Source organism: Gemmiger formicilis, from assembly GCF_024462815.1.
Taxonomy (GTDB): Bacteria; Bacillota; Clostridia; order Oscillospirales; family Ruminococcaceae; genus Gemmiger.
On sequence record NZ_JANGCG010000008.1, the window covers coordinates 20,210 to 40,575 of the forward strand.

22 protein-coding genes are annotated in these 20,366 nt (G+C 58.6%); 4 read left to right on the top strand and 18 right to left on the bottom strand.

All coding sequences use genetic code 11. The features are described from left to right. Positions 1–73: 73 nt before the first annotated feature. From NE623_RS08195 to NE623_RS08225, 7 genes are all read right to left on the bottom strand, one after another. Complete coding sequence (locus NE623_RS08195) at positions 74–427, bottom strand: YraN family protein (RefSeq protein WP_256272129.1); 354 nt, start codon at positions 425–427, stop codon at positions 74–76. Next, the gene (rnhB, locus tag NE623_RS08200) at positions 420–1,064 is read right to left on the bottom strand and encodes a ribonuclease HII (RefSeq protein WP_256272128.1); all 645 of its coding nucleotides are present in this window, start codon (positions 1,062–1,064) and stop codon (positions 420–422) included. Before rnhB ends, NE623_RS08195 begins: the two co-directional genes overlap by 8 nt. Next, on the bottom strand, positions 1,030–1,977 hold the full coding sequence (gene ylqF, locus NE623_RS08205; protein WP_256272127.1) for a ribosome biogenesis GTPase YlqF: 948 nt from the start codon (positions 1,975–1,977) through the stop codon (positions 1,030–1,032). The genes rnhB and ylqF overlap by 35 nt, the downstream gene beginning before the upstream one ends. Beyond that, entirely contained in the window at positions 1,974–2,519 is a 546-nt protein-coding gene (gene lepB / locus NE623_RS08210) for a signal peptidase I (protein WP_256272126.1), read from the bottom strand. The genes ylqF and lepB overlap by 4 nt, the downstream gene beginning before the upstream one ends. Positions 2,520–2,593: 74 nt before the next feature. Then, positions 2,594–2,935 (bottom strand): 50S ribosomal protein L19, encoded by a 342-nt coding sequence (gene rplS, locus NE623_RS08215; RefSeq protein ID WP_256272125.1) that lies wholly within the window; start codon positions 2,933–2,935, stop codon positions 2,594–2,596. Positions 2,936–3,127: 192 nt separating this feature from the next. After that, a complete protein-coding gene (locus tag NE623_RS08220; RefSeq protein WP_256272124.1) occupies positions 3,128–3,778 on the bottom strand; it encodes a TIGR03936 family radical SAM-associated protein in 651 nt (216 codons plus the stop codon). Next, positions 3,753–5,618, bottom strand: a complete 1,866-nt coding sequence (locus NE623_RS08225; protein WP_256272123.1) for a TIGR03960 family B12-binding radical SAM protein — start codon at positions 5,616–5,618, stop codon at positions 3,753–3,755. Before NE623_RS08225 ends, NE623_RS08220 begins: the two co-directional genes overlap by 26 nt. 409 nt (positions 5,619–6,027) lie before the next feature. On the opposite strand from NE623_RS08225, the gene NE623_RS08230 reads away from it, so the two are divergent. Beyond that, on the top strand, positions 6,028–8,271 hold the full coding sequence (locus tag NE623_RS08230; RefSeq protein WP_256272122.1) for a hypothetical protein: 2,244 nt from the start codon (positions 6,028–6,030) through the stop codon (positions 8,269–8,271). Between the two features lie 85 nt (positions 8,272–8,356). Here the strand turns inward: NE623_RS08230 and NE623_RS08235 are convergent, their stop codons facing one another. From NE623_RS08235 to NE623_RS08260, 6 genes are all read right to left on the bottom strand, one after another. After that, entirely contained in the window at positions 8,357–8,803 is a 447-nt protein-coding gene (locus NE623_RS08235; RefSeq protein WP_256272121.1) for a M50 family metallopeptidase, read from the bottom strand. Continuing rightward, positions 8,793–9,584 (bottom strand): M23 family metallopeptidase, encoded by a 792-nt coding sequence (locus NE623_RS08240; protein WP_256272120.1) that lies wholly within the window; start codon positions 9,582–9,584, stop codon positions 8,793–8,795. Before NE623_RS08240 ends, NE623_RS08235 begins: the two co-directional genes overlap by 11 nt. A 170-nt stretch (positions 9,585–9,754) precedes the next feature. Further along, positions 9,755–10,135, bottom strand: coding sequence for a hypothetical protein (locus tag NE623_RS08245; RefSeq protein ID WP_256272119.1), 381 nt, complete (start codon positions 10,133–10,135; stop codon positions 9,755–9,757). Positions 10,136–10,149: 14 nt separating this feature from the next. Beyond that, a complete protein-coding gene (ppk1, locus tag NE623_RS08250) occupies positions 10,150–12,357 on the bottom strand; it encodes a polyphosphate kinase 1 (RefSeq protein ID WP_256272118.1) in 2,208 nt (735 codons plus the stop codon). A gap of 15 nt (positions 12,358–12,372) precedes the next feature. Next, positions 12,373–12,726, bottom strand: coding sequence for a ComEA family DNA-binding protein (locus tag NE623_RS08255; protein WP_256272117.1), 354 nt, complete (start codon positions 12,724–12,726; stop codon positions 12,373–12,375). A 103-nt stretch (positions 12,727–12,829) separates the two neighbouring features. Then, entirely contained in the window at positions 12,830–13,087 is a 258-nt protein-coding gene (locus tag NE623_RS08260) for a YlmC/YmxH family sporulation protein (protein ID WP_256272116.1), read from the bottom strand. Between the two features lie 109 nt (positions 13,088–13,196). Between NE623_RS08260 and NE623_RS08265 the strand changes: the two genes are divergently transcribed. After that, a complete protein-coding gene (locus NE623_RS08265) occupies positions 13,197–13,808 on the top strand; it encodes an HAD family hydrolase (RefSeq protein WP_256272115.1) in 612 nt (203 codons plus the stop codon). Positions 13,809–13,869: 61 nt separating this feature from the next. On the opposite strand, the gene NE623_RS08270 is transcribed toward NE623_RS08265, so the two are convergent. Then, positions 13,870–14,649 (bottom strand): SigB/SigF/SigG family RNA polymerase sigma factor, encoded by a 780-nt coding sequence (locus NE623_RS08270; protein ID WP_256272114.1) that lies wholly within the window; start codon positions 14,647–14,649, stop codon positions 13,870–13,872. 118 nt (positions 14,650–14,767) lie between these two features. On the opposite strand from NE623_RS08270, the gene NE623_RS08275 reads away from it, so the two are divergent. Continuing rightward, entirely contained in the window at positions 14,768–15,289 is a 522-nt protein-coding gene (locus tag NE623_RS08275; protein ID WP_256272113.1) for a hypothetical protein, read from the top strand. Here NE623_RS08275 and sigK read toward each other — a convergent pair. The 3 genes from sigK to NE623_RS08290 form a co-directional block, all read right to left on the bottom strand. Continuing rightward, positions 15,286–15,984 (bottom strand): RNA polymerase sporulation sigma factor SigK, encoded by a 699-nt coding sequence (sigK, locus tag NE623_RS08280; protein WP_256272112.1) that lies wholly within the window; start codon positions 15,982–15,984, stop codon positions 15,286–15,288. The genes NE623_RS08275 and sigK overlap by 4 nt on opposite strands. 12 nt (positions 15,985–15,996) lie before the next feature. Continuing rightward, positions 15,997–16,857 (bottom strand): sigma-E processing peptidase SpoIIGA, encoded by an 861-nt coding sequence (locus NE623_RS08285; protein WP_256272111.1) that lies wholly within the window; start codon positions 16,855–16,857, stop codon positions 15,997–15,999. Positions 16,858–17,009: 152 nt separating this feature from the next. Then, entirely contained in the window at positions 17,010–18,434 is a 1,425-nt protein-coding gene (locus NE623_RS08290; RefSeq protein ID WP_370866720.1) for a radical SAM protein, read from the bottom strand. Between the two features lie 271 nt (positions 18,435–18,705). Between NE623_RS08290 and NE623_RS08295 the strand changes: the two genes are divergently transcribed. Beyond that, entirely contained in the window at positions 18,706–19,266 is a 561-nt protein-coding gene (locus NE623_RS08295; RefSeq protein WP_256272110.1) for a TetR/AcrR family transcriptional regulator C-terminal domain-containing protein, read from the top strand. Between the two features lie 74 nt (positions 19,267–19,340). On the opposite strand, the gene NE623_RS08300 is transcribed toward NE623_RS08295, so the two are convergent. After that, positions 19,341–20,282, bottom strand: a complete 942-nt coding sequence (locus tag NE623_RS08300) for a hypothetical protein (protein ID WP_256272109.1) — start codon at positions 20,280–20,282, stop codon at positions 19,341–19,343. Between the last annotated feature and the right edge of the window lie 84 nt (positions 20,283–20,366).

Sequence of the window (20,366 nt, forward strand, 5' to 3'; positions counted from 1 at the left end):
GCAGGCCGCAGCACTGCCCCTGTTCACTTTCCTCTATATGTATAAGCCCTCTTGGCTTATCCCCTTGGGTCGCTCAGCACTCAAACGCGCCGGGGATGCAGTGTACCTGCCAGCCGGTCCCGGCGGGGGTGACCTCCACCACGTCAAAGCGGATGGTTGCATCGCCGTAGGGGCTGCGCTGCAGATACTGCTGTGCGGCCAGAACCAGACGGTGCTGCTTGCGGGCATCCACGGCAGCCGCCGGACGGTCCAGCATAGCGCCGGTGCGGGTCTTGACCTCGGCAAAAACAAGGGTGCCTTCCTTATATAAAATAAGGTCGATTTCCCCCATCCGGGTGCGATAGTTGTGGTTGAGCAGCAGCCAGCCGCGCTGCTGGTAATACTTGGCGGCAACAGCCTCGCCCTTGTGGCCGACGTTGTCAGTCATGCCAGTAGCCCTGCTTTTTCAAAAAGCTGCGGCGGTAGAACGGCTGTATGCCGTACTGCGCAATCAGCTCATAATGCAGCTTGGTGGGGTAGCCCTTGTGCTTGGCAAGCTGGTACTGGGGGTACTGCTTGTCCAGCTCCAGCATATAGCGGTCACGGCTGACCTTGGCCAGAATGGACGCCGCCGCAATCGACGCACTGTTGGCGTCGCCCTTGACAACGGCCTCCGCTGGCTGGGCCAGACCCGGCGGGCAGCGGTTTCCGTCAATGAGCACATAGTCCGGCTGGGGGGTGAGTCCCGACACAGCCTGCGCCATACCGTCCATCGTCGCCCACAGGATATTGCGCTCGTCAATCTCCGCTGGGGAGATAAAGACAATTTTATACGCCAACGCGCGCTTTGTAATTTCCTCATACAGCGCATCGCGGCGCTTCTCGGTGAGCTTTTTGGAATCGTTGACGCCTTCAATCGGGTCGTCCGGGTTCAGGATGACCGCCGCGCAGCACACCGGGCCGCACAGAGGGCCACGCCCTGCCTCATCCACGCCGCACACTACACCGTGTTCGGCGCGTTTGGCGGCATCAAAAGCATACAGTGCTTCGTTACTGCTCGTCGTCCCAGTCGTCCTCCGGGGCATGGTCGCTCACCTCCTCCGCAGCCTGCTGTGCCGCACGCTGGGGCGGGCGCTCCAGTGAGAGCCGCCCCCATTTGCTGGCGCGGAATTCCCCCACCAGCATCTTGGCGCAGCGCTCGGTATCCACCTCACCGCCGGAAATCAGCATACCGCGTTTGGCGCCGATGGCCTGCAGTAGCTCATAGGGCGGAAGCTCCAATGCAGCGGCATCCAGCTTGTAGCGGGCCAGCAGCTGCTGGGGATAGATACCGCGCACGCTTGACAACAATCCGCAGGCCAGCTCCTCAATGTCAAGGATATCGTCACGGATGGAGCCAATGAACGCCAGATTGGACGCCGTTTCCAGCGAGTCAAACTTTTTCCACAGCACGCCGGGCATATCCATCAGGTCGAAGCTGTCCACGGAAATCCACTGCTTGCCGCGGGTGACGCCGGGCTTGTTGGCGGCCTTGGCGCGGGTGGTGCCCGCAAAGGAGTTGATGAAGGTGGACTTGCCCACGTTGGGGATGCCCACAATCATAACGCGGATGGCTGCGCCCACCATACCGCGGTTGCGGCGGCGCTCCATCAGGGCGGAAAGCTCCTTTTCAATCAGCCCTTTTGTGGCCGTGGCGCGGCCGCGCTGCTTGGAATCCATCGCAATGCAGCCAGCACCCGCGCTCTGGAAGTAGGCCAACCACTGCTTGGTGATTTCGGGGTCGGCCAAATCGGCCTTATTCAATACGTACAAATGCGGCTTGCCCGCGGTGATACGCTCAATCTCAGGGTTCAGGCTGGAAAGCGGAATCCGTGCATCGAGAATCTGCAGAACGCAGTCCACGTTGCGGATTTCCTTTTCCATCAGGCGCAGGGTCTTGGTCATATGCCCGGGGAACCACTGAATCTGGCGGCTGTTGATGATGTCGCTCTGGCTCATTCGGCTGCTCCTATTCTGCCAAAGGGAAATATGCGCAGCACAGCTGCGCCCATAATGTCACGCTTATCCACACAGCCCACGCGGGAATCGCGGCTGTCGGTGGAATTGTTGCGGTTGTCTCCCATCAGGAAAAGGCACCCATCCGGCACCGTGATGGGAAAATCCACGCTTTCATATAAATAGGTAGGCTCGGCGGTGTAGGGCTCGTCCAGTGCCTCACCGTTGCGGTAGACAATGCCGGCCTCAAAGTCAATGTCGATGGTATCCCCGCCCTTGCCAATGACCCGCTTCACCAGCGGGCGGCCATAGCTGGTATAGGCATCCAGCACCACAATATCACCGTAGTCCGGGTCTGCCAGCAGGTTAATGAGGATACGCTCGCCGTTGGAGAGTGTGTAATCCATTGAGTGGCCGTCCACCTTGACGATGCGCACGCCGAAGGTAAATACCAGCGCAATGACCGCCACCGCCATGGCCAGTGCATCGTACCATTCCAGCGTTTCCTTGCTGCGGCGGTAGCGCTCCTTGAATGACGCTGCCATTGCTTTCCACCACCATTCCTAAAAAATACGAAAAAAGGGAGAACGCCAACCGTCCTCCCCTTTTCTCAGTATGCTCAGATGCGTGCCTTGACCTTGGCAGCCTTGCCGGTGCGCTCGCGCAGATAGAACAGCTTCGCACGACGAACCTTGCCGCGGCGAACAACCTCAACCTTCTCAACGAACGGGCTGTTGACCGGGAACACACGCTCAACACCGACACCATAAGAGGTGCGGCGAACGGTGAAGGTCTCAGCAATGCCGCCATGCTTCTTGGCAATGACGGTGCCCTCAAAAGCCTGGATACGCTCCTTGTCGCCTTCCTTGATGCGGACGGAGACGCGAACGGTGTCGCCGACTTCGAACTGGGGCTTGTTCTCTTTGATCATACCCTCGGTAAAATGCTTCATTGCGTCCATGTTATGAATTCCTCCATTTTGTTGCGACGTTCATACACGAAATATCGTCAGAGGACCGCCTGTATAATGATTTGTCATTATCCCGCCGATGGCTCGGCGGCACTAACGCTTTAATATTATAGCATTGTACAGCCTGTTTGGCAAGAGGGTTTTGCACGAAAAGAGAGAAAAATTTTGCGGTGTTGCCTTCTATTACGCAAAATCTGCGCCATTCTTGTCATACAGGTGGGTGCGCAGCACGCGGCACTGCCAGACCGGGGCCGCGCCCTGCGTGCGCAGGAAATCCGTGAGCAAGGAAGGGTTCAGGCTCAACGCCTCGCCGCTGCCACAGGGCAGCACCGCCGTAAAATGCAGCTCGTCCCCTGCCACCGTGTAGTCGATGCGGTCAAGGTACTGCTTGAGCTCCAGCACCTTCTGGCCGCGCTTCGTCTTTTTGGTCACCTCGGCGTGCTCGGCGTTGTTGTAGGCGTCCAGCGCAATGGCGGAGGAGGCAGGCATGGTCACCTCATAGGCTGCGGTTTCAATCTCGCCGACCTTTTCCACCGCGGGGGCCACCTTCGTGATGACAATACCGCGGGGCATCAGCGGCTGCAGGGCGTCAATCCATGCCTGCGGGTCGATGGTCTCCTGCTCGGTCTTGACCTCGCAGCTCTCGCACAGGCTCTCCTGTCCAAGGGACAGCGGGCAGGTAAAGGAAAGATAGATGTGGGGGTTAAAGCCCTGTGTGTAATACACCGGCAGATTGCTCATCTTCAGCATCCGGTGAAAGACCCGCTGCAGATCCAGCAGCGAGATGTAGGCGGCTTCCCCGCACTTTTCAAAGAAGATTCTTACTGTAGTCAAAGCACGGTCCTCCAATCAGCTTGTTGGCGCCGCAGGCGCTGCATTGGCGGTTGCAAGGCTGGGTGGTCTGCGCCTCCAGCGCCTTTTTGTACTCACGCACCAGATGCGCCTTCGTCACGCCGACGTCCAGATGGTCCCACGGCGTGACCTCATCAAGGCCGATGGCACGGTAGTTGTAGAAGTCCGGGTCAATGCCGCAGGCCTTGAAAGCATCCAGCCAGCGGTCATAGTTGAAGTATTCCTCCCACGTATCGAAGAACGCGCCGTTCTCGAACGCTGTCTCGATAACCTTGCCCATGCGGCGGTCACCCTTGGCGAAAACACCTTCCAGCACGCTGGTGGTGCTGTCATGGTAGTTGACCTTGATTTTGCGGGAGTGCACGCAGCTGAGCAGATATTTCTGCTTTTCACGCAGGGACTCGCGGCGGTCCTGCGCACAGAACTGGAACGGCGTATCCGGCTTGGGCACAAAGCAGGCCACGCTGATGGTCACCTGTACGCCCTTGCCCTTCGGCCGGTTGGGAATTTTGTAGAAGAGATCCACCACCTGCTGGGCGGTGTCGGCAATGCCCTTGATGTCCTCCAGCGTCTCGGTCGGCAGGCCCATCATAAAATAGAGCTTGACCGAGGTGTACCCTTCCGAGAAGGCGATACGGCAGCCGCGCTCAATCTGCTCCCACGTGACGTTTTTGTTGATAACGTCGCGCAGGCGCTGGGTACCCGCCTCAGCGGCAAAGGTCAGGCCGCTTTTGCGCACCTTGGTGGTTTTTTCAACCAGCGATTCCGAGAAATTGTCCACGCGCAGGGACGGCAGGGACAGGCTGACATGGTCTGCCTCGGCCCAGGAGTTCAGCTCGTCCAGAATCTCCTCCAGCCGGGAATGGTCGGAGGTGGAAAGGCTGGACAGGCTCAGCTCGTCATAGCCGGTGTTGCGGCAGAGCGTGCGGGCGCTGTCACTGATGAGCTTGGGGCTGCGCTCCCGGAAGGGGCGGTACAACTGGCCCGCCTGGCAGAAGCGGCAGCCGCGCACGCAGCCGCGCAGCACCTCGACACAGGCGCGGTCCTGCACCGCGCCGACCAGCGGCACAACAAAGTTTTCCGGCGGGGTGAAGCTGTCCATATCCTTGACGATGGCCTTGGTCACGCGGGCCGGGATGCCCGGGCGGTTCGGGGTCACGGCCTCAATGCGGCCATCCTCCTTGTAGGCCACATCGTAGAAGGACGGCACGTAGACGCCGGGGATTTTGGCCAGCTCCAGAAGCAGCTGTTCTTTATTCCAGCCCTGCTTCTTGCCCTGTTCAACCGTTGCGCAGATATCCTGCAGCATCTGTTCGCCCTCGCCCAGCTGCATAATGTCGAAGAAATCCGCCATCGGCTCCGCATTGCAGACACAGGGGCCACCCGCAATAATCAGCGGCCAGCGCTCGTCGCGGTCAGCCGCCCGCAGCGGGATGCCGGACAAGCGCAGCATGGCCAGCACGTTTGTGTAGGCCAGCTCATATTCCAGCGAGAAGCCGATGATGTCAAACTCGGTCAGCGGGTCCTTGCTTTCCAGACAGTAAAGCGGGATATCCAGGCGCTCCATCTGCTCTTTCATGTCCGTCCACGGCATAAAGGCGCGCTCGCACCACCAGTTTTCGTGGCGGTTGAGAATATCGTACAAAATCTTTTCGCCCAGAAAGGACATACCGATTTCGTAGGTATCGGGGAAGCAGAACGCCATGCGCACATCTACTTTGGATTTATCCTTGTAGACGCAGCCCGGCTCGCCGCCCGTGTAACGGCCCGGCTTTTGCACCAGACTCAGGGCCTCTTTAAATTTCGGGGAAAATTCCGCCATAGGGTGAACCATCCTTGTTTGTATTGTGCCGTAAATCACTTTTTGGCAATAGTAAATTTATTATACGCTGCCACCGCCAAAATTGCAACCATTTACCCTTGTATGTGCCAAAAAGGTAAAAAGGGTTGATTTTCGGAAGTTTGCACAACTTTTTGCAGACTCGATTGGGTGAACTGCCACAACTGTGACCGCAAAGTGTTGATTTTGTTGCGCGTTACCGGCGTTACTTGCGCATTTGTTGCGCAGTTTACAGGATACCCCCCCCCCGGATTTTTGGGCGTGTTGACAGGTGGTTTTAAACGTGCTAATATCACTGCTATACATTTATGATTACATCTGTACGTGTATTTTTTGGTGAAATTTGTCAAGGATACGTACAGGGTATAATACAGTTTTAGGAGTGGTACTTGTGAGAAAACGGTTGTTCATATTTGCGGCGGCAATCTGCTTTGCACTTTCTGCTTTTGCAACCCCTGCCTTTGCGGAGGAACCAAACCTTCCGGATGGGCCAACGATCAGCAGCGAGGCACCCGTGCAGTCTGACGGGAATTCTAACGGGAATGTGAAGGAAGATGCGCTGCCCGGCGGTAGTGATGATGCTTTGCCCAATGAGGAAAGCCATAGCGACGAGGAGCAGGCAAATGCTGATGTTACTACCCCTGCCCCTGTTGTGGCTAAGATTGGCGATACCACGTATACGACGCTGCAAGAGGCGATTAACGCTGCATGCAAGGACACCACAAGTAGCGATGCTACCATTACACTGCAAAGCGATTTGACGTTGACCGAGGGCCTGCGGTTTATCGGTTCGGATGATCCTAATGTCCCGTGGAAGAAAATCACGCTGAATGCCGACAACCACAGCTTAACGCTGAAGAATTTGGGCATCTATGCGACCCGCTGCGAAGTGACCATCAAGAACTGCCGCGAGTTGACTGTCAATGCGGGAACGAACCCCAGCGACGAAAATGCCAATATCTCTGCGGTATTCTTTTGCCCCGGCACACTGATTCTGGACAATTGCAAAACCGTGAACATCACGAACCTCGAGCCTAACACGAACGGCGGCAGCGGTCTGTGCATCTACAACGGCGGTGACTTGTACATTCAGAAGAATACGCACTTCACCGTCAGTGGGTTTATGAATCCGGGTCCGGCTGGTAAAGATGGATGCAGCGGCATCTATATTGATTCTGATGAAGATGTAAATGATGATTACAAAACAATCACGGGTCAAATTGTTGTCTCTGACAATTCTACTCTGACCGCTACGAATTGTTTCCACAACGGCATCACGGCCAACCCCATCAATATCTTTGTGTCTGATAACTCCACCATTGATGTAAACCACAACAACGACGGTTGGGCCGGTTACGGTGGCCTTGGCTGTTACTATGGCACGCTAACCGTTTCTAATCATTCACTTGTGACTGCGTACAATAACACTGCATGGCAGTTCGCAGTCTTTGTTGACGGCCTTGACATTGACGGAACCTCTAAAGTCAATGTTACCGGCAATGGCAACTCCATTTACGGCGGCACCGGCATCGCCATTAGTGGTAATGGTATTCTCCGCAGTGGTGCTGAATTGACTTCCAGTGGGAACTGGGGTCCAGGCGTCCAAGTTTATTCTGACGTGGATGACGAAGGCAATTTTTACGGCGGCGGCACTCTGACCGTGGAAAGCGGCGCAACGCTCTCTTCCTGCAAGAACTACAACTACGGTCTTGCCAACGGCTATAATCTTAACATTAAGTCCGGCGCACACGTCTACTTAAAAGAGAACCTCGTCGGCGGCTTAGACAATTATCCCTACGCAACCACCACAGCTAATGCAGATGCCGACCTTGCCATCACTGGTAACTATGGTCGTGCCATCAAAAACGGCAATTCCGAGTCAAAGTTTTCTAGCAAGCCTGCGGCCGCTGCTAAGTTGATTCTCAATTCCGGCCTTATTACAGAAAACAACAAAAAGACCACGATGCCCTACCACGAAGGCGGGTACATTCCTGTAACTTCCCTTGAGTATGGCGGCGGCATCTACAATGAATACGGCACTGTAAGTCTCTCGCCGCTCGTCAAAGTTTACAACAACAAAGCCGTCACGGCCGGTGACGACCTTTATAATGCCAATAAAGACGGCAACACCTTCAACATCACTGCACTGGAACCCGGCGCAAAGTGGCAGGTTTTGAGCGATGACAAGAAAATCATTGACGACTGGTATCACGATGCCGAAGGCAAAGAAAACCGTTGGAAGGCAACAACCGCTAAAAATAATACCGTCACCGATCTTCCCCTGGGTGCGGCACTGAAAGCGGCACATGGTATAAATGCACCTACTCCTTCGCCGACGCCCGCAACGCCCAAGCCGGCGGAACCGACTGCCGCCCCCACAGCAGCCCCCACAGCAGCCCCCACAGCAGCCCCCACAGCAGCCCCCACAGCAGCACCCACGGCAGCGCCTACAGCAGCGCCCACAACAGCGCCCACGGCACGGCCCGCTGTGACTGCCACGCCCGCGCCCACCGCGCAGGCATCCGGTGTTATCCCCCAGACGGGTGACAGCTCTTCCCCCGCCCTGTTCAGCATTCTGACGTTGGGCAGTATCACCGCTCTCTGCGTGCTGCAAAAGCGCCGTAAATCCAAATAACCCAAATTAAAACAAACCCCGGAGACCGTGCGTCCCCGGGGTTTTGCAGTTTGTGGCAACGTAGGGGCGGAGCAAAGCCCCGCCCCTACGTTCTCCATATGCCGTGAAGTGCCCCCGCAATGTGCCAGCCATCCAGGCCGGGCATGGGCAGAAGGTTACTGCCGCCCACCAGCAGATTACAGCAGGCAAACCAGTAGCCGCCGTAGCTGTACCCTGCCCCGCGCATGAACAGCAGCACCGCCGCGCAGGCCAGCAGGTTGGCCAGCGGCCCGGCCGCCGCCAGAGCCAGCTCCTGCGCCGGGGGCATCGGCAGGCCGCGCAGCCGCAGGCAGATGCCGAGGGGGGAAATTTCCAGCTCCGGCCAGTGCCCCCACAAAGCGCGGTAGGCCAGCGCGTGGCCGCACTCATGCAAGGCAGCGCACCCCAGCCCCACCCGCAGTATGCCGCTGCCGTCACAGGCCAGCAGCAGTGTCAGCCCCAGCAGGGTGAGCAGCGGCGCACGCCAGCGCAGCACCGGGCGGCTAGGACGCATCTTGCAGCGCCTGTGCCGGGTCGTACCGCAGGCCCTTGTGCAGTATCTCAAAATGCAAGTGCGGGCCGGTAGCGTTGCCGGTTTCGCCCACCGTGCCCAGAATCTGCCCCGCCGTGACCGTCTCCCCCGCCTTCACAAACAGGTACTGCATATGCGCGTAGAGTGTTTCGTCACCATCGGCGTGCAGCAGCCGCAGATAGCTGCCATAGCTTTTGTGACTGCCCGCTATGCGGACAACACCGTCCGCTGCCGCCAGCACCGGCGTACCCTCAGCAGCCGCAAGGTCATTGCCGATGTGGAAATCCGTGCCAAGGCCGCCCATCGGGTCGGTGCGCCAGCCGTAGCCGGAGGTTTTGCGGGACGTGCTTTCCGGCAGCGGAAAACACAGCGCAAAGTCCGGCGTGTAGCTTTCCTCTTTGGCGTAGGCGGGCGGCGCAGGCTGGCTGTGGGGCCTGCGGGCGGTTTCCGGCGTAGCGGTAAAGTCCTCCCACATACTGCGCGCAGCCCAGGTCAGGTCCTCGGCGGCCTGCTCGGTGAATTTCAAAAGGCTGCGTTCCTCGCCGAGAAAGCGGGACTGCTCCGGCTGCATAGCAGCGGCAAAGGCGCGGCGCAGTGCCGGGTAGGTGGGCAGACCCAGCACGCGCACCGCCAGCACAAAGCCGACCGCGGCCAGACTGATGAGCAGCTGTGCCCAGAGGACAAGCTCTTCCTCCGACTTTGCACGGCGGACTGGCGGCTTTGGCGACTCCTGTTCGGGCATGGGGGCAGCATTTTCCCACATAGCGTACACCTCCCCTGTTTTTACAACGGTATGCGGAAGGTGCAAAAAATATCCGCCCCGAAGGGCGGATGTGGTATAGGTTGGGGCAGATTGACCGGGAACAAGTGCCTGCGTGAGGTTGGCCCTCATCAGTCACCTTCGGTGACAGCTTCCCCCGCAGGGGAAAGCATTTACGCGCCCAGCGTCTGGCGGAGCATATCCAGGCGCTCCTCCAGCAGCTTGGCGGGCTTGGCAAAAAGGCCGAGACCGTTCACGTCCAGCGTGCACTCCACGCTGGTGGAATCGCCGCCGCCCAGCAGCAGCGCCGTGAAGCTGCCACTGATTTTTCCCTTCTGGAAATTGCAGCTCAGGCAACGGGGCTTCTCCTTGCGGGTAAAGACGATCCGCGTCTCGCTGCCGTCGGTGTTTTTCTCGGTTGCGCTCATGCCGTCATCGCTTTCCTCATAGCCGCTGACGTCCTTGCGCCAGTTGTTCAGCGTCGGCTTGGTCAGGTACAGCCAGACCTTGTTGGGGTCACAGCTATAATTTGCAGTCACTACACAGCTTTTCATGGTTTGGGTTCTCCTTACTTTTTTCCACGGCCAAACAGGTTCTGCAGCAGGCTTGTGCGCTTGGGGCGCAGCGCCGTGCGCGGATGGACCACCGGCTTTGCGGCGGCCCTTACAGCGGCCGATTTGGTTTTTTGCTCCTGCTTCGGCTTCTCCGGCTCACTCTCAAAGCCGTTCTGGAAGTAGCCGAACATTGCCATCTGGCTGTCCACCGGGGGCTGTCCCTCGGCGGGGTGCACCTTGGTGTAGCTGCCGTCCGGCTGCATCTCGCGGGCGTTTACGGTGTCCCGCAGCTGCAAGTCCAGAATCCCGCGCAGCTTTCTGGCAATGGCGGGGTCGTCCACACGGACGCCCACCTCCACACGGCGCTCGGTGTTGCGAGTCAGGAAGTCGCCGGAGGCAATGTAGATGCGCATATTCTCCCCGCTGCCGAAGCAGTAAATGCGGGAGTGCTCCAGGTACCGCCCCACCAGACTGCGGATATGGACATTCTCGGTGCGGCCCGGCACACCGGCCCGCACGCAGCAGATGCCGCGCACAATCATATCCACGCGCACGCCCGCGCAGCTGGCCTCACTGATTTTATTGATAATCTGCGGGTCATTGATGGAGTTGTTTTTCAGGATGATGGACGCGGGCTTGCCCTGCATGGCCAGTGCGATCTGGCGGTCCATTTCCTCGAGCAATACGCTCTTGAAGCGCAGTGGCGCGACCAGCATGGTGTCTGCCTCGCTGGTCAGGCGCTGCAGGGCCATATTGTTGAATACCGCGCTGGCCTCCTCGCCGATTTCCTGCCGGGTCGTAATGAAGGACAGGTCGGTGTAGAGTTCGCTGGTCTTTTCATTATAGTTGCCGGTGCCAATCTGCGTCAAGTATTTGTACTGGCCGTTGACACGGCTGGTGATAAGCGTCAGCTTGGAGTGCACCTTGTAATCGTCAAAGCCGTAGAACACCGTGCAACCCGCGTCCTCCAGCTGCTTGGACCAGTCGATGTTGTTCTGCTCGTCAAAGCGGGCGCGCAGCTCGACCATTGCCACAACCTCCTTGCCGTTCTCAGCGGCGGCAATCAGGGCGTTGACAATCTGGGAATCGCTGGCCATACGGTAGAGGGTCATCTTGATGGAGACAACATCCGGGTCTGCGCCCGCCCGCAGCAACATCTTGATGAAGGGGCGGATGCTCTGGTACGGATAGGCCAGCAGCACATCGTGTCGGCGCACCTCGGTGTACAGGTCATAGCCCACCGGGGCCTGCATCGGCTTGGCCGGCGGATAGAACAGGTTTGCGTGGCCGCCGTCGCCGGAGATGCGCCCGGCCAACTTGAACAGAGCGCCGGAATCCAGCGGTGAGGTCTGGGCATAGCAGCGGTCTGCCGGAACCTCCAGCTTGTCCCGCAGGAACTTCACGATTTCCTGATGGGCCTCTGGCCAGAATTGCAGCCGCACCGCCGCCAGCTTACGGCGCTTTTTCAGCAGCTCGCTCATCACATCGCGGAAGTCCACATCGTGGTCCATCATGCCCTCGTCCACCGTAATGTCGGCGTTGCGGGTCACGCGGAACAGGCACTGCTTCTGCACGGTGCTGGCACTGAAAATCGACGCTGCGTAGTGGGCGATCAGCTCCTCCACAAACGCAAAGCAGGTCATCTCGCCGTCCTTGACGAAGAGCACGCGCTCAAACTGGCTGCTGACCGGCACAATGCCGTAGCTGACGCCCTCATTCTTGCTGCGCAGCTGGGCGATGTAATAAATATCCTTGTTGCTCAGGAAGGGAAACGGATGGCGGGAATCGACAATCTGCGGGCTGAGCAGCGGCAAAACCTCCCGCTGGAAGTAGGTTTTCCAGAAATGCTCCTGCTGCTTGCTGAGCTTGGCAAAGTCTACCTTCTTATACCCCTCCTGCGCCAGAGCGGCAACCAGATGCTGGAAGTATTTATCGCACTTTGCCTGCAGCTCGGCCACACGCGGCGTGATGGCGGCAATCTGCTCTGCTGCGGTCATATGGGTGACGTTGTCGGTCTTGTTGGCCTTCAGCAGCGTCTGGTCATAGAGCGAGCCCACACGCACCATAAAGAACTCGTCCATATTGCTGCCGAAGATGGCCGCGAACTTGACGCGCTCCACCAGCGGCACGGACTTTTCCTTGGCCAGCGCCAGCACACGGCTGTCAAAATCGAGCCAGCTCAGTTCACGGTTGATGAAGATGCTTTCCGGCTTTTTTTCCAAGTGGATCTCCTCCTATTATTTTGCGGCGGCCAGCCCCGCCCAGCTTTCCGTCATACGCAGGGAAATGCCCTTGACCGCGGCGGCGTCCGCCAAGGCGGCAAACGGGCCGTTTTCCTCGCGGTAGCGCACAAGCGCGGCGGCCTTCTCCGGGCCAAGGCCCGGCAGGGCGGTCAGCTCCTCTGCGGTGGCGGTGTTGATGTCGATGATGGTTGGCGCGGGCGTTGCTGTTGGCTGTGCGACCGCCGCCGGGACATAGGCAGCTGCAGGGCGCTGCCACTGCCATACAGGGGCTATCAGAAACAGTGCACCCACCGCGATGAGCACCGCCGCCAGCGCGGTCAGTGCCAGAAGCCTGCGTGTGGTCTGCATAGAAATCCCCCATCCTCCCTGTCGAATCTTAATTATAGCATATTGTTCTAAAAAAAGCATCTTATTTTGCAGAATTTTACGCAAACTATACGATTATTCTTCTTCAGCGGCGGCGCTTTGTGCCGGGCATGGGCTCGGCGTCCACCATAATGACGTCTGTGCCCACGTGGCGCACGCTCTCCCACGGAAGAATCAGGTCCTCTTCACACCCGAGAAGGCCGAAGCAGTGCGCCCGCCCGCGCAGAATGACCGACTGCAGACGCCCGCCGTTCTCGTCAAAGGCCAGATCGTCAATGCGGCCGAGATTCTCCCCTGTTTGCAGCTGAATGACGTCCTTCTCACTTAAGTCGCGCAGCGTCATCTGCAGACCCCCTCTCTTTTGCATCCTATGCAGCAAAAAAGGAATTGTTTCCTGCCGGGAATCCGTGTATAATAGGAAAAGAGAAACCCGCACCCTTACGGAGGCTTGTATGTATAAGAATATTATCTTTGATTTCGGCGGCGTTGTTGTGGACTTTGCGCCGAAGGATTTTCTGATGAACCATTTTATGAACCGTCTGGCCGAGGAGGAGACCTATGCCCTCGTTTTCGGCAGTCAGGAATGGCAGGACCTTGACCGCGGCACCATCAGCCGTGAGGAGGCCAACCGCAGTATGCTGGAAAATGCCGCCCGCGCCAACCGCGTGTTTGAGGTACAGACCTGCATTGAGGAGTGGGCCGGGATGCTGCGCACCAAAAAGGACACCGTGCAGATTATGCGCAAGCTGAAGGCCGCAGGCTACCGGCTGTACTATCTGACGAACATTCCCGCCGACATTATGGACGAGCTGCGCCAGCGGGAGTGGTTCTCGCTGTTTGACGGCGGCATTGCCTCCTGCGATGTGCACCTGTGCAAGCCCGAGCCGGAGATTTTCACCACCCTGATGCAGACCTTCCGTCTTGCCTACGATGAAACCATCTTCATTGATGACAACAAGGCAAACGCGCAGGCCGCCTACAATCTGGGCATCACCGGCATCCTGTACAAGAACCCGAAATCCTTTGCTCGCGCCCTGGCCGCGTGCGGCATTGAGGTTGTATAAGCACTGAACCAAGCCCCGGCAGTCATACTGCCGGGGCTTGATTTTTTGCGGCACTCTGCCCTCAATCCGCGCAGATTTGCTCCTTGATGTGGTTCAGGGCGGCTTTTTCCAGGCGGCTGACCTGCGCCTGACTGATGCCGATTTCGCGGGCCACCTGCGTCTGGGTTCTGCCGCCAAGGTAGCGCAGGGCGATAATCCGCCGTTCCCGCGGGGTCAGCGCCCTGACCGTGTCGCGGAACATCATATCGCTTATCCAGCTTTCCTCGCCGGTTGCATCCCGCAGCTGGTCCACAAGGGCAAAGCTGTCCTCACCGTCCGAGTAAACCGGCTCATACAGGCTGGCGGGCGTCACGGCAGAGCCCAGCGCCATGGCCACATTTTCCGGGCTGACCCCCAGCCGTGCCGCAATTTCCGAGACCTTGGGTTCGCGGCCATTCTGCATCTGCAGTTCCTCCCGCGCCTGCATGGCGTGGCAGGCCAGATCCCGGATGGAACGGCTGACCCGCACGGCGTTGTTGTCGCGCAGGTAGCGCTTGACCTCCCCCACAATCATCGGCACGCCGTAGGTGGAGAACCGCACGTTCAGACTGGGGTCAAAATTGTCTATGGCCTTGATAAGCCCGATACACCCCACCTGAAACAAATCGTCCATATTCTCGCCCCGGCCCGCAAACCGCTGCACCACGCTGAGCACCAGCCGCAGATTGCCCTGCACCATCTCCTGCCGGGCCTGCCTGTCCCCCGCCCGGGCCGCCCGGAGCAGGCGGCTTTTTTCAGCCTCACTCAGCACCGGCAGCCGGGCCGTGTCCACGCCGCAAAGCTCTACCTTTCCTGCATACATCCCTGTTGACCCCCAATTCTTTTACCGGGAGTATGGGCAGGCTTGCGCCGGTACAGACTGGTAATTTTTGCACACTGTGCCCCGCGGCGGCATACCATACGGAAAAGGAGGGATTTTTATGGTAGACTCCCTGTGGTTTGTCCTTGTGCTGGTGCTGCTGGCAGTGGTATCGGTAGCGCTGGTGTTGGTTCTGGTGCTGCGGCGGGAGGAGCAGTGCGAGGGCCGCGAAACCCGCACCGAATATTTGCAGCCCAACTACGGTCAGGCGGGCGGCTTCCGGGTATCTGCCGCGCCCAGCAACGAAATCATCCTGCCCTACCGCTACTGGCTTATCGAGGGACAGGTCTCGGAGATTGACTATGACATCGTGCCGGGCCGCCGCATGAGCCTGCGCACGGCGCGGCAGGGGCAGATGCTGTACCCCGCCGGGTTCTTTGACCTTGCGTTTGAGGATGTGCAGAGCTACACCATCGACGGTATTACCGTGACCCACCGCCAGAATCCCGGGCGCATCACCAGCGTATCGTGGGCGCGGGACGGGTACGAGTATCTGCTGTACTCTCTGCAGCCCGAAATGAATATGATTGCCGGGCTGGCGGTGGAGTTTGTGACAAACACGCGGGCGGAGGCCATGGCTTAGGGCAAGACCGTCTCCAACTCCCGGCGCAGGCGGCGGATGATGCGTTTTTCCAACCGGGAAATATAGCTCTGGGAGATGCCCAGCGTGTCGGCAACCTCCTTCTGTGTGTGCTCAGTCTCATGGTTCAGCCCGAAGCGCAGCTCCATGATGCGGCGCTCCCGCGGGGAAAGCCGCCCCACAGCACCCCGCAGGGCGGCGCACTCGGCATTGCGCTCCAGCTCATCGCCCACCTGCGGGCCGTCGCTGGTCAACACATCCATCAGCAAAAGCTCGTTGCCGTCCGTATCGGTGTTCAGCGGCTCATCAATGCTGGCGTCCTGACGGCGGTTGGAGCTCTTGCGCAGGTACATTAAAATTTCGTTTTCGATGCATCGGCTGGCATAGGTTGCCAGTTTGATGTTTTTGGTTGGTTCAAACGTGTTGACGGCCTTAATCAGCCCGATGGTGCCGATGGAAATCATATCCTCAATGCCCGCGGTGGGGGTCTCGAATTTTTTGGCAATGTACACAACCAGACGCAGATTATGTGTGATGAGCAAATCCCGCGCCCACGGCTGCCCCTGTGCCAGCGCCGCCAGTGCGTCCCGTTCCTGCTCCGGTGGCAGGGGCGGCGGCAGGGTGTCGGCCCCATTGATATAGTGCAGCTCCTGCGGCGCTGTCAGCCGCAGCCAAAGCAGATACAGTTCCTTGCACATAGTCTCTCCCCCTCACAAAAAATCACTGCCGTACAATGCCTCATAGGCGGCACTGCCGAAGGAGCGCGGCGCGAACACCACCGCGCTGCGTCCCAGTCCCAGCACGCCGTTTTCGGTAATCAGGCTGATACCCGGCACGGCAAAGCCGGGCAGCAGGCTTTTTTCCGCCGCGGTGCCGCAGGGCACCAACCGCAGCCGCACGCCGGGCGGCGGGTCAGCCTGTGCCTGCCCGGCAAACCAGCTATCCAGAAAGCCGCACACTGCCCCGGGCAGGCGCGCCCTTGCGTCCGGGTAGCTGACCAGCAGCACCGGCAAACAGGTGATGGGGTCCTTCAAATGGCAGCCGGTGTCCAGCGCGGCCCGCAGCCGGATGGGCTGGCCGCAGAGCTCAAATTCAAGTCCCTGCGTCTTGGAGGGTAGCTCCCGCCGGGCAAAAAGGCGCATGGCCAGCTCCACCCCGGCGCAGCACACCCCGGACAGCACCAACAGCAGTAACGGAGAAATATGCAGATACACCGTCAGATTGGCGGTGTCCAGCAGCTGTGTGCCCGTGCCCAAAAGCACCAGCAGCACCAGCCCCGCCAGTGCAATGTTCAGCGCCGCATACCAGCAGGCCGCCGTGAGCAGCCTGCGCCGGTTCTGCCACCCGAAGGCCGCCGCCGTTGCTGCCACCGCCGTGGCGAGCTTGTACGCCGTCTGCACCGGGTAGGGCTGCTCCGGCGCAAACAGGATGAGCGCCGAGAGCGCCGCCACGCCGCTGCCCGCCAGCATCCGCCTGAAGGGTGCCCGCTGCCCGCTGAGTGCCCCCGCCGCCAGCAGCAGAAAATACGCCAACAGGAAATTCGTCAGCAGCAGTACATCCAGATACACCACCGTTTTGATACGCCCACCTCCCCTGCACCGGGTCTACTGCCACTATATGCCCCGCGCCGGGAAAAAATCCGCAAACGGTGAAATGTGCAAAAAAGCGACGCAAAAAAAAGCCCCGCTGTTGCAAAAACAGCGAGGCTTAAACTTAGCTTATCTTACTTGGAGGCACAGCCGGAGCAGCTTGTGCAGGAGGCACAGCCGCCGTGCTCCTCCGCCCAGATGCGCTCTGCGGAGGGCGTCCACTGGTCGGCGTAGGGGCGGCAGCGGCGGAACACGTCATCCGTGGATTCCGGCTGCTGCATATCGGTGCTGTGGGCACCGCTGCGCTTGACCATCTCGCCCAGCAGCTCGGGGTTCTCCAGCATCGGGCAGGGACGCAGATGGTTGTGGTTGAAGGGCTGACCCTTGTGGTATTCCTTGAACAGGGGCTGCTGCAGGCACTCCAGCAGGCTCTTGTCATGGATGTTGGCGTTGGAGTAGTGGATAAAGACGCAGGGTTCCACATCGCCGGCCGGGTTGATGTGGGCATACTGACGGCCGCCGGCAATGCAGCCATCGATGTACTCACCATCGTTCTGGAAGTCAATGCAGAAGATGGGCTTGCCGCCGGTGTAGCCGCGGATTTCGCGCACACGGTGAATCATATACTCACGCTGCTCGGCGTTCAGCATCAGATCGACATTCGCGCCGTCGCCGATGGGCATATAGTGGAAGTACCAGTTGAAGCGCACACCGTGGCTGATGAGCATATCCATAAACTCGTCGCTGGTGACGGCCTTGTAGTTGGCGCTGGTGTAGCAGATGGAGGTACCGAACAGCAAGCCGTTCTCCTTCATCAGGTCCATGGCGTGCATGACGCGGTCATAGACGCCCTCACCGCGGCGGTCATCGGTGGCATCGCCGATGCCCTCGATGGAGATGAAGAAGGCCATATTGCCCACTTCCTTGACGCGGTCGCAGAAGGCTTGGTCAATCAGGGTGCCGTTGGTGAACAGGTGGAACACAGAGTTCTGGTGCTTGGCAGCCAGCTTGAACAGATCCTCCTTGCGGCAGGTCGGTTCACCGCCGGTGCACATATACCAGTGGATGCCCAGCTCCTCGCCCTCGGTGACAATGCGATCCATATCCTCAAAGCTCAGGTTCAGGCGGTTGCCGTACTCAGCAGCCCAGCAGCCCTTGCAGTGCAGATTGCAGGCAGAGGTCGGGTCAAACAGCAGAATCCACGGCATATTGCAGTCATACTGCTTGCGCAGCTCCATGACGTAGTTATAGCCCGCGAACATACCCTCATACACCAGGTTCAGGGTGTTCATCTTCAAAATATGGGGGTCAATCTCGTTGATGGCCTTGTAGGCGTACTCCATCCACTTGCCGTTGGGGTCAGACACGAAGGCACGCACCTTGTCCCAGTCGGCGTCCGGATAACGATGGGCCAGCAGAGGCTGGGCCAGATTGACGAGCTTGACGGCCTGTTCGGCCATATTTTCAGGGCCTTTGCCGCGCACTGCCTTGATGGCAGAATCAATCGCGGCGCTGAAAGCAACGCGCTGGGCGGCATGAACCACTTTATTCATCGGCATAATCTATTGCTCTCCTTTTCTCTCCGTTTGAACATACCCCATTTTATGCCTTTTTCCGCACGTATGTACATAGACAAAAATCGGGGAATGTTCAACTAGGCCGCCTGCAAAGCCCGCAGCAGCAGGCAAAACCAAACATTCGGTGCAAATTGTCATACAAATCCGGCCGTTCTGTTTTCACCGAAGGCACAAACTATTTGCACTTTGTGTCGAAAATGTGTTATAATGCAAATACGATATTTTCCAACCATTTTTGCAGGAGGTTTCCGCCATGCCTCGTTCCAACCAAACCAAGCAGCTGCTGGCCCAAAGCCTGCAGGAGCTTATGGTCACCACCCCGCTGGAAAAGATTTCGGTCAATGACATTGTTGACCACGCCGGAGTTGGCCGCAACACCTTCTACTACCATTTTGAGGACAAGTATGATCTGGTCAACTGGTATTTTCAAAGCGGCATCACCCAGTTTCTGGTGGAGCGCAGCGCCTATTCCAGCTGGGGCACCCTGTTGACTGCGCTGGAAACCTATTTTCTTGAAAACAAGGTGTTTTACTGCAACGCTCTGGCCTACAACGGCCAGAACAGCCTGCAGCAATATATGTTCGATTATCTCTGCTCCATCTTTGCGCAGAACGCCCGGGAGCTGAACCCGGAGATTCCCTCTGACCGGACGCAGATGGCCGGGCAGTTCTTTGCCGGTGCCATGATGGGGATTCTGATTCCGTGGGTGTTCGGCGGTATGAAGAGCAATGCGCTCTCTTCCGTGTCGGACATTTCGCTCCCGGTTTTCAACCACGATATTATGCAGCAATTGCTGCGCGGCAATCTGCAATAAACAGAACAAAAGCGGCCCCGCATCCGATTCTACCATCGGTGCGGGGCCGCTTTTTGTGATTTTTTGCGATTTGTTCAGCCCAGCTGCAGTGGGAAACTCTCCCCCTCCGCCAGCACAGAGCCAAAGGTCATATGCTCGGAAATGTGCTCGTTGAGGTAGCGGACATCCCCGTCCCAGTCCAGCAGCAGCACCGGCTTGCCTGTCTCCATACGGCCGTCCACAATGCTGCGGCGCAGCTTATGGGAGGCCTCTTCAGAAACACCCGGTTTGCGGGCGCAGACGCAGAACAGCGCTTCCTGCGCAATGCTTTCCAGCCAGTCATCCTGCATAACCTCCGGCACGGTGTCATCCTCCACCAGCACGGTCAGCGCATAGAACATTTTTTGCGCCTTTAGGCGGCGGGCGGCGCGGCAGGCCTCAGGGGTCAGCTCCGGCGTCTGCAGCAGCGGCATCACAACAAGATTGCGGCAGGCAGACAGGGCGTCCACACAGGCATCATCCAGCGCGGCGGGATCCGCCAGCAGGCCGAATGCACTCTGGGGGTTGGCCTTGGCCAGCGCCACGGCACGCGTGGAATCCCCGGCGGTGGCATCCAGCAGCCAGACAAAGCTGCCGTGCTTGGCAGCCTCCGGGATAAGCGCTTCCAGCCGGTCATCCCCGCAGCGGGCGGCTGTAATCCATGCAATGGGCTTACCGTCCGCATCAGCCTGCTTTTTCATCTCGCTGGCGCCGTAAATCAGCCCGCCGAAGCCCATATTGACGCCGACCGTGCAGATACGGTCCTCGTCCACGGTATCAAGCAAGCGGTGAATCAGGCTGTAGTAGCAGCTGTCTGTGCGCTGCAGCGCGTGCTGCGCATAGGCAAAAAAATCCTTCTGCTGCGGCTTTTTGGCCAATGTTGCACACATATCCACATAGTTGCGCAACTGACGGAAACCCCCGCGGCGGATGTCCCCCACCGCACGGTGCGCCAGCGTCATTGTAAAGCTGCGCGTGCTGTTATAATCCATTATCAAAGCGTTCACTCGCCTTCTTGTTGATTTCGTGTTCCCACACCTTTCAATATACCACCAGCATAGCAGATACAGCGAACAATTGCT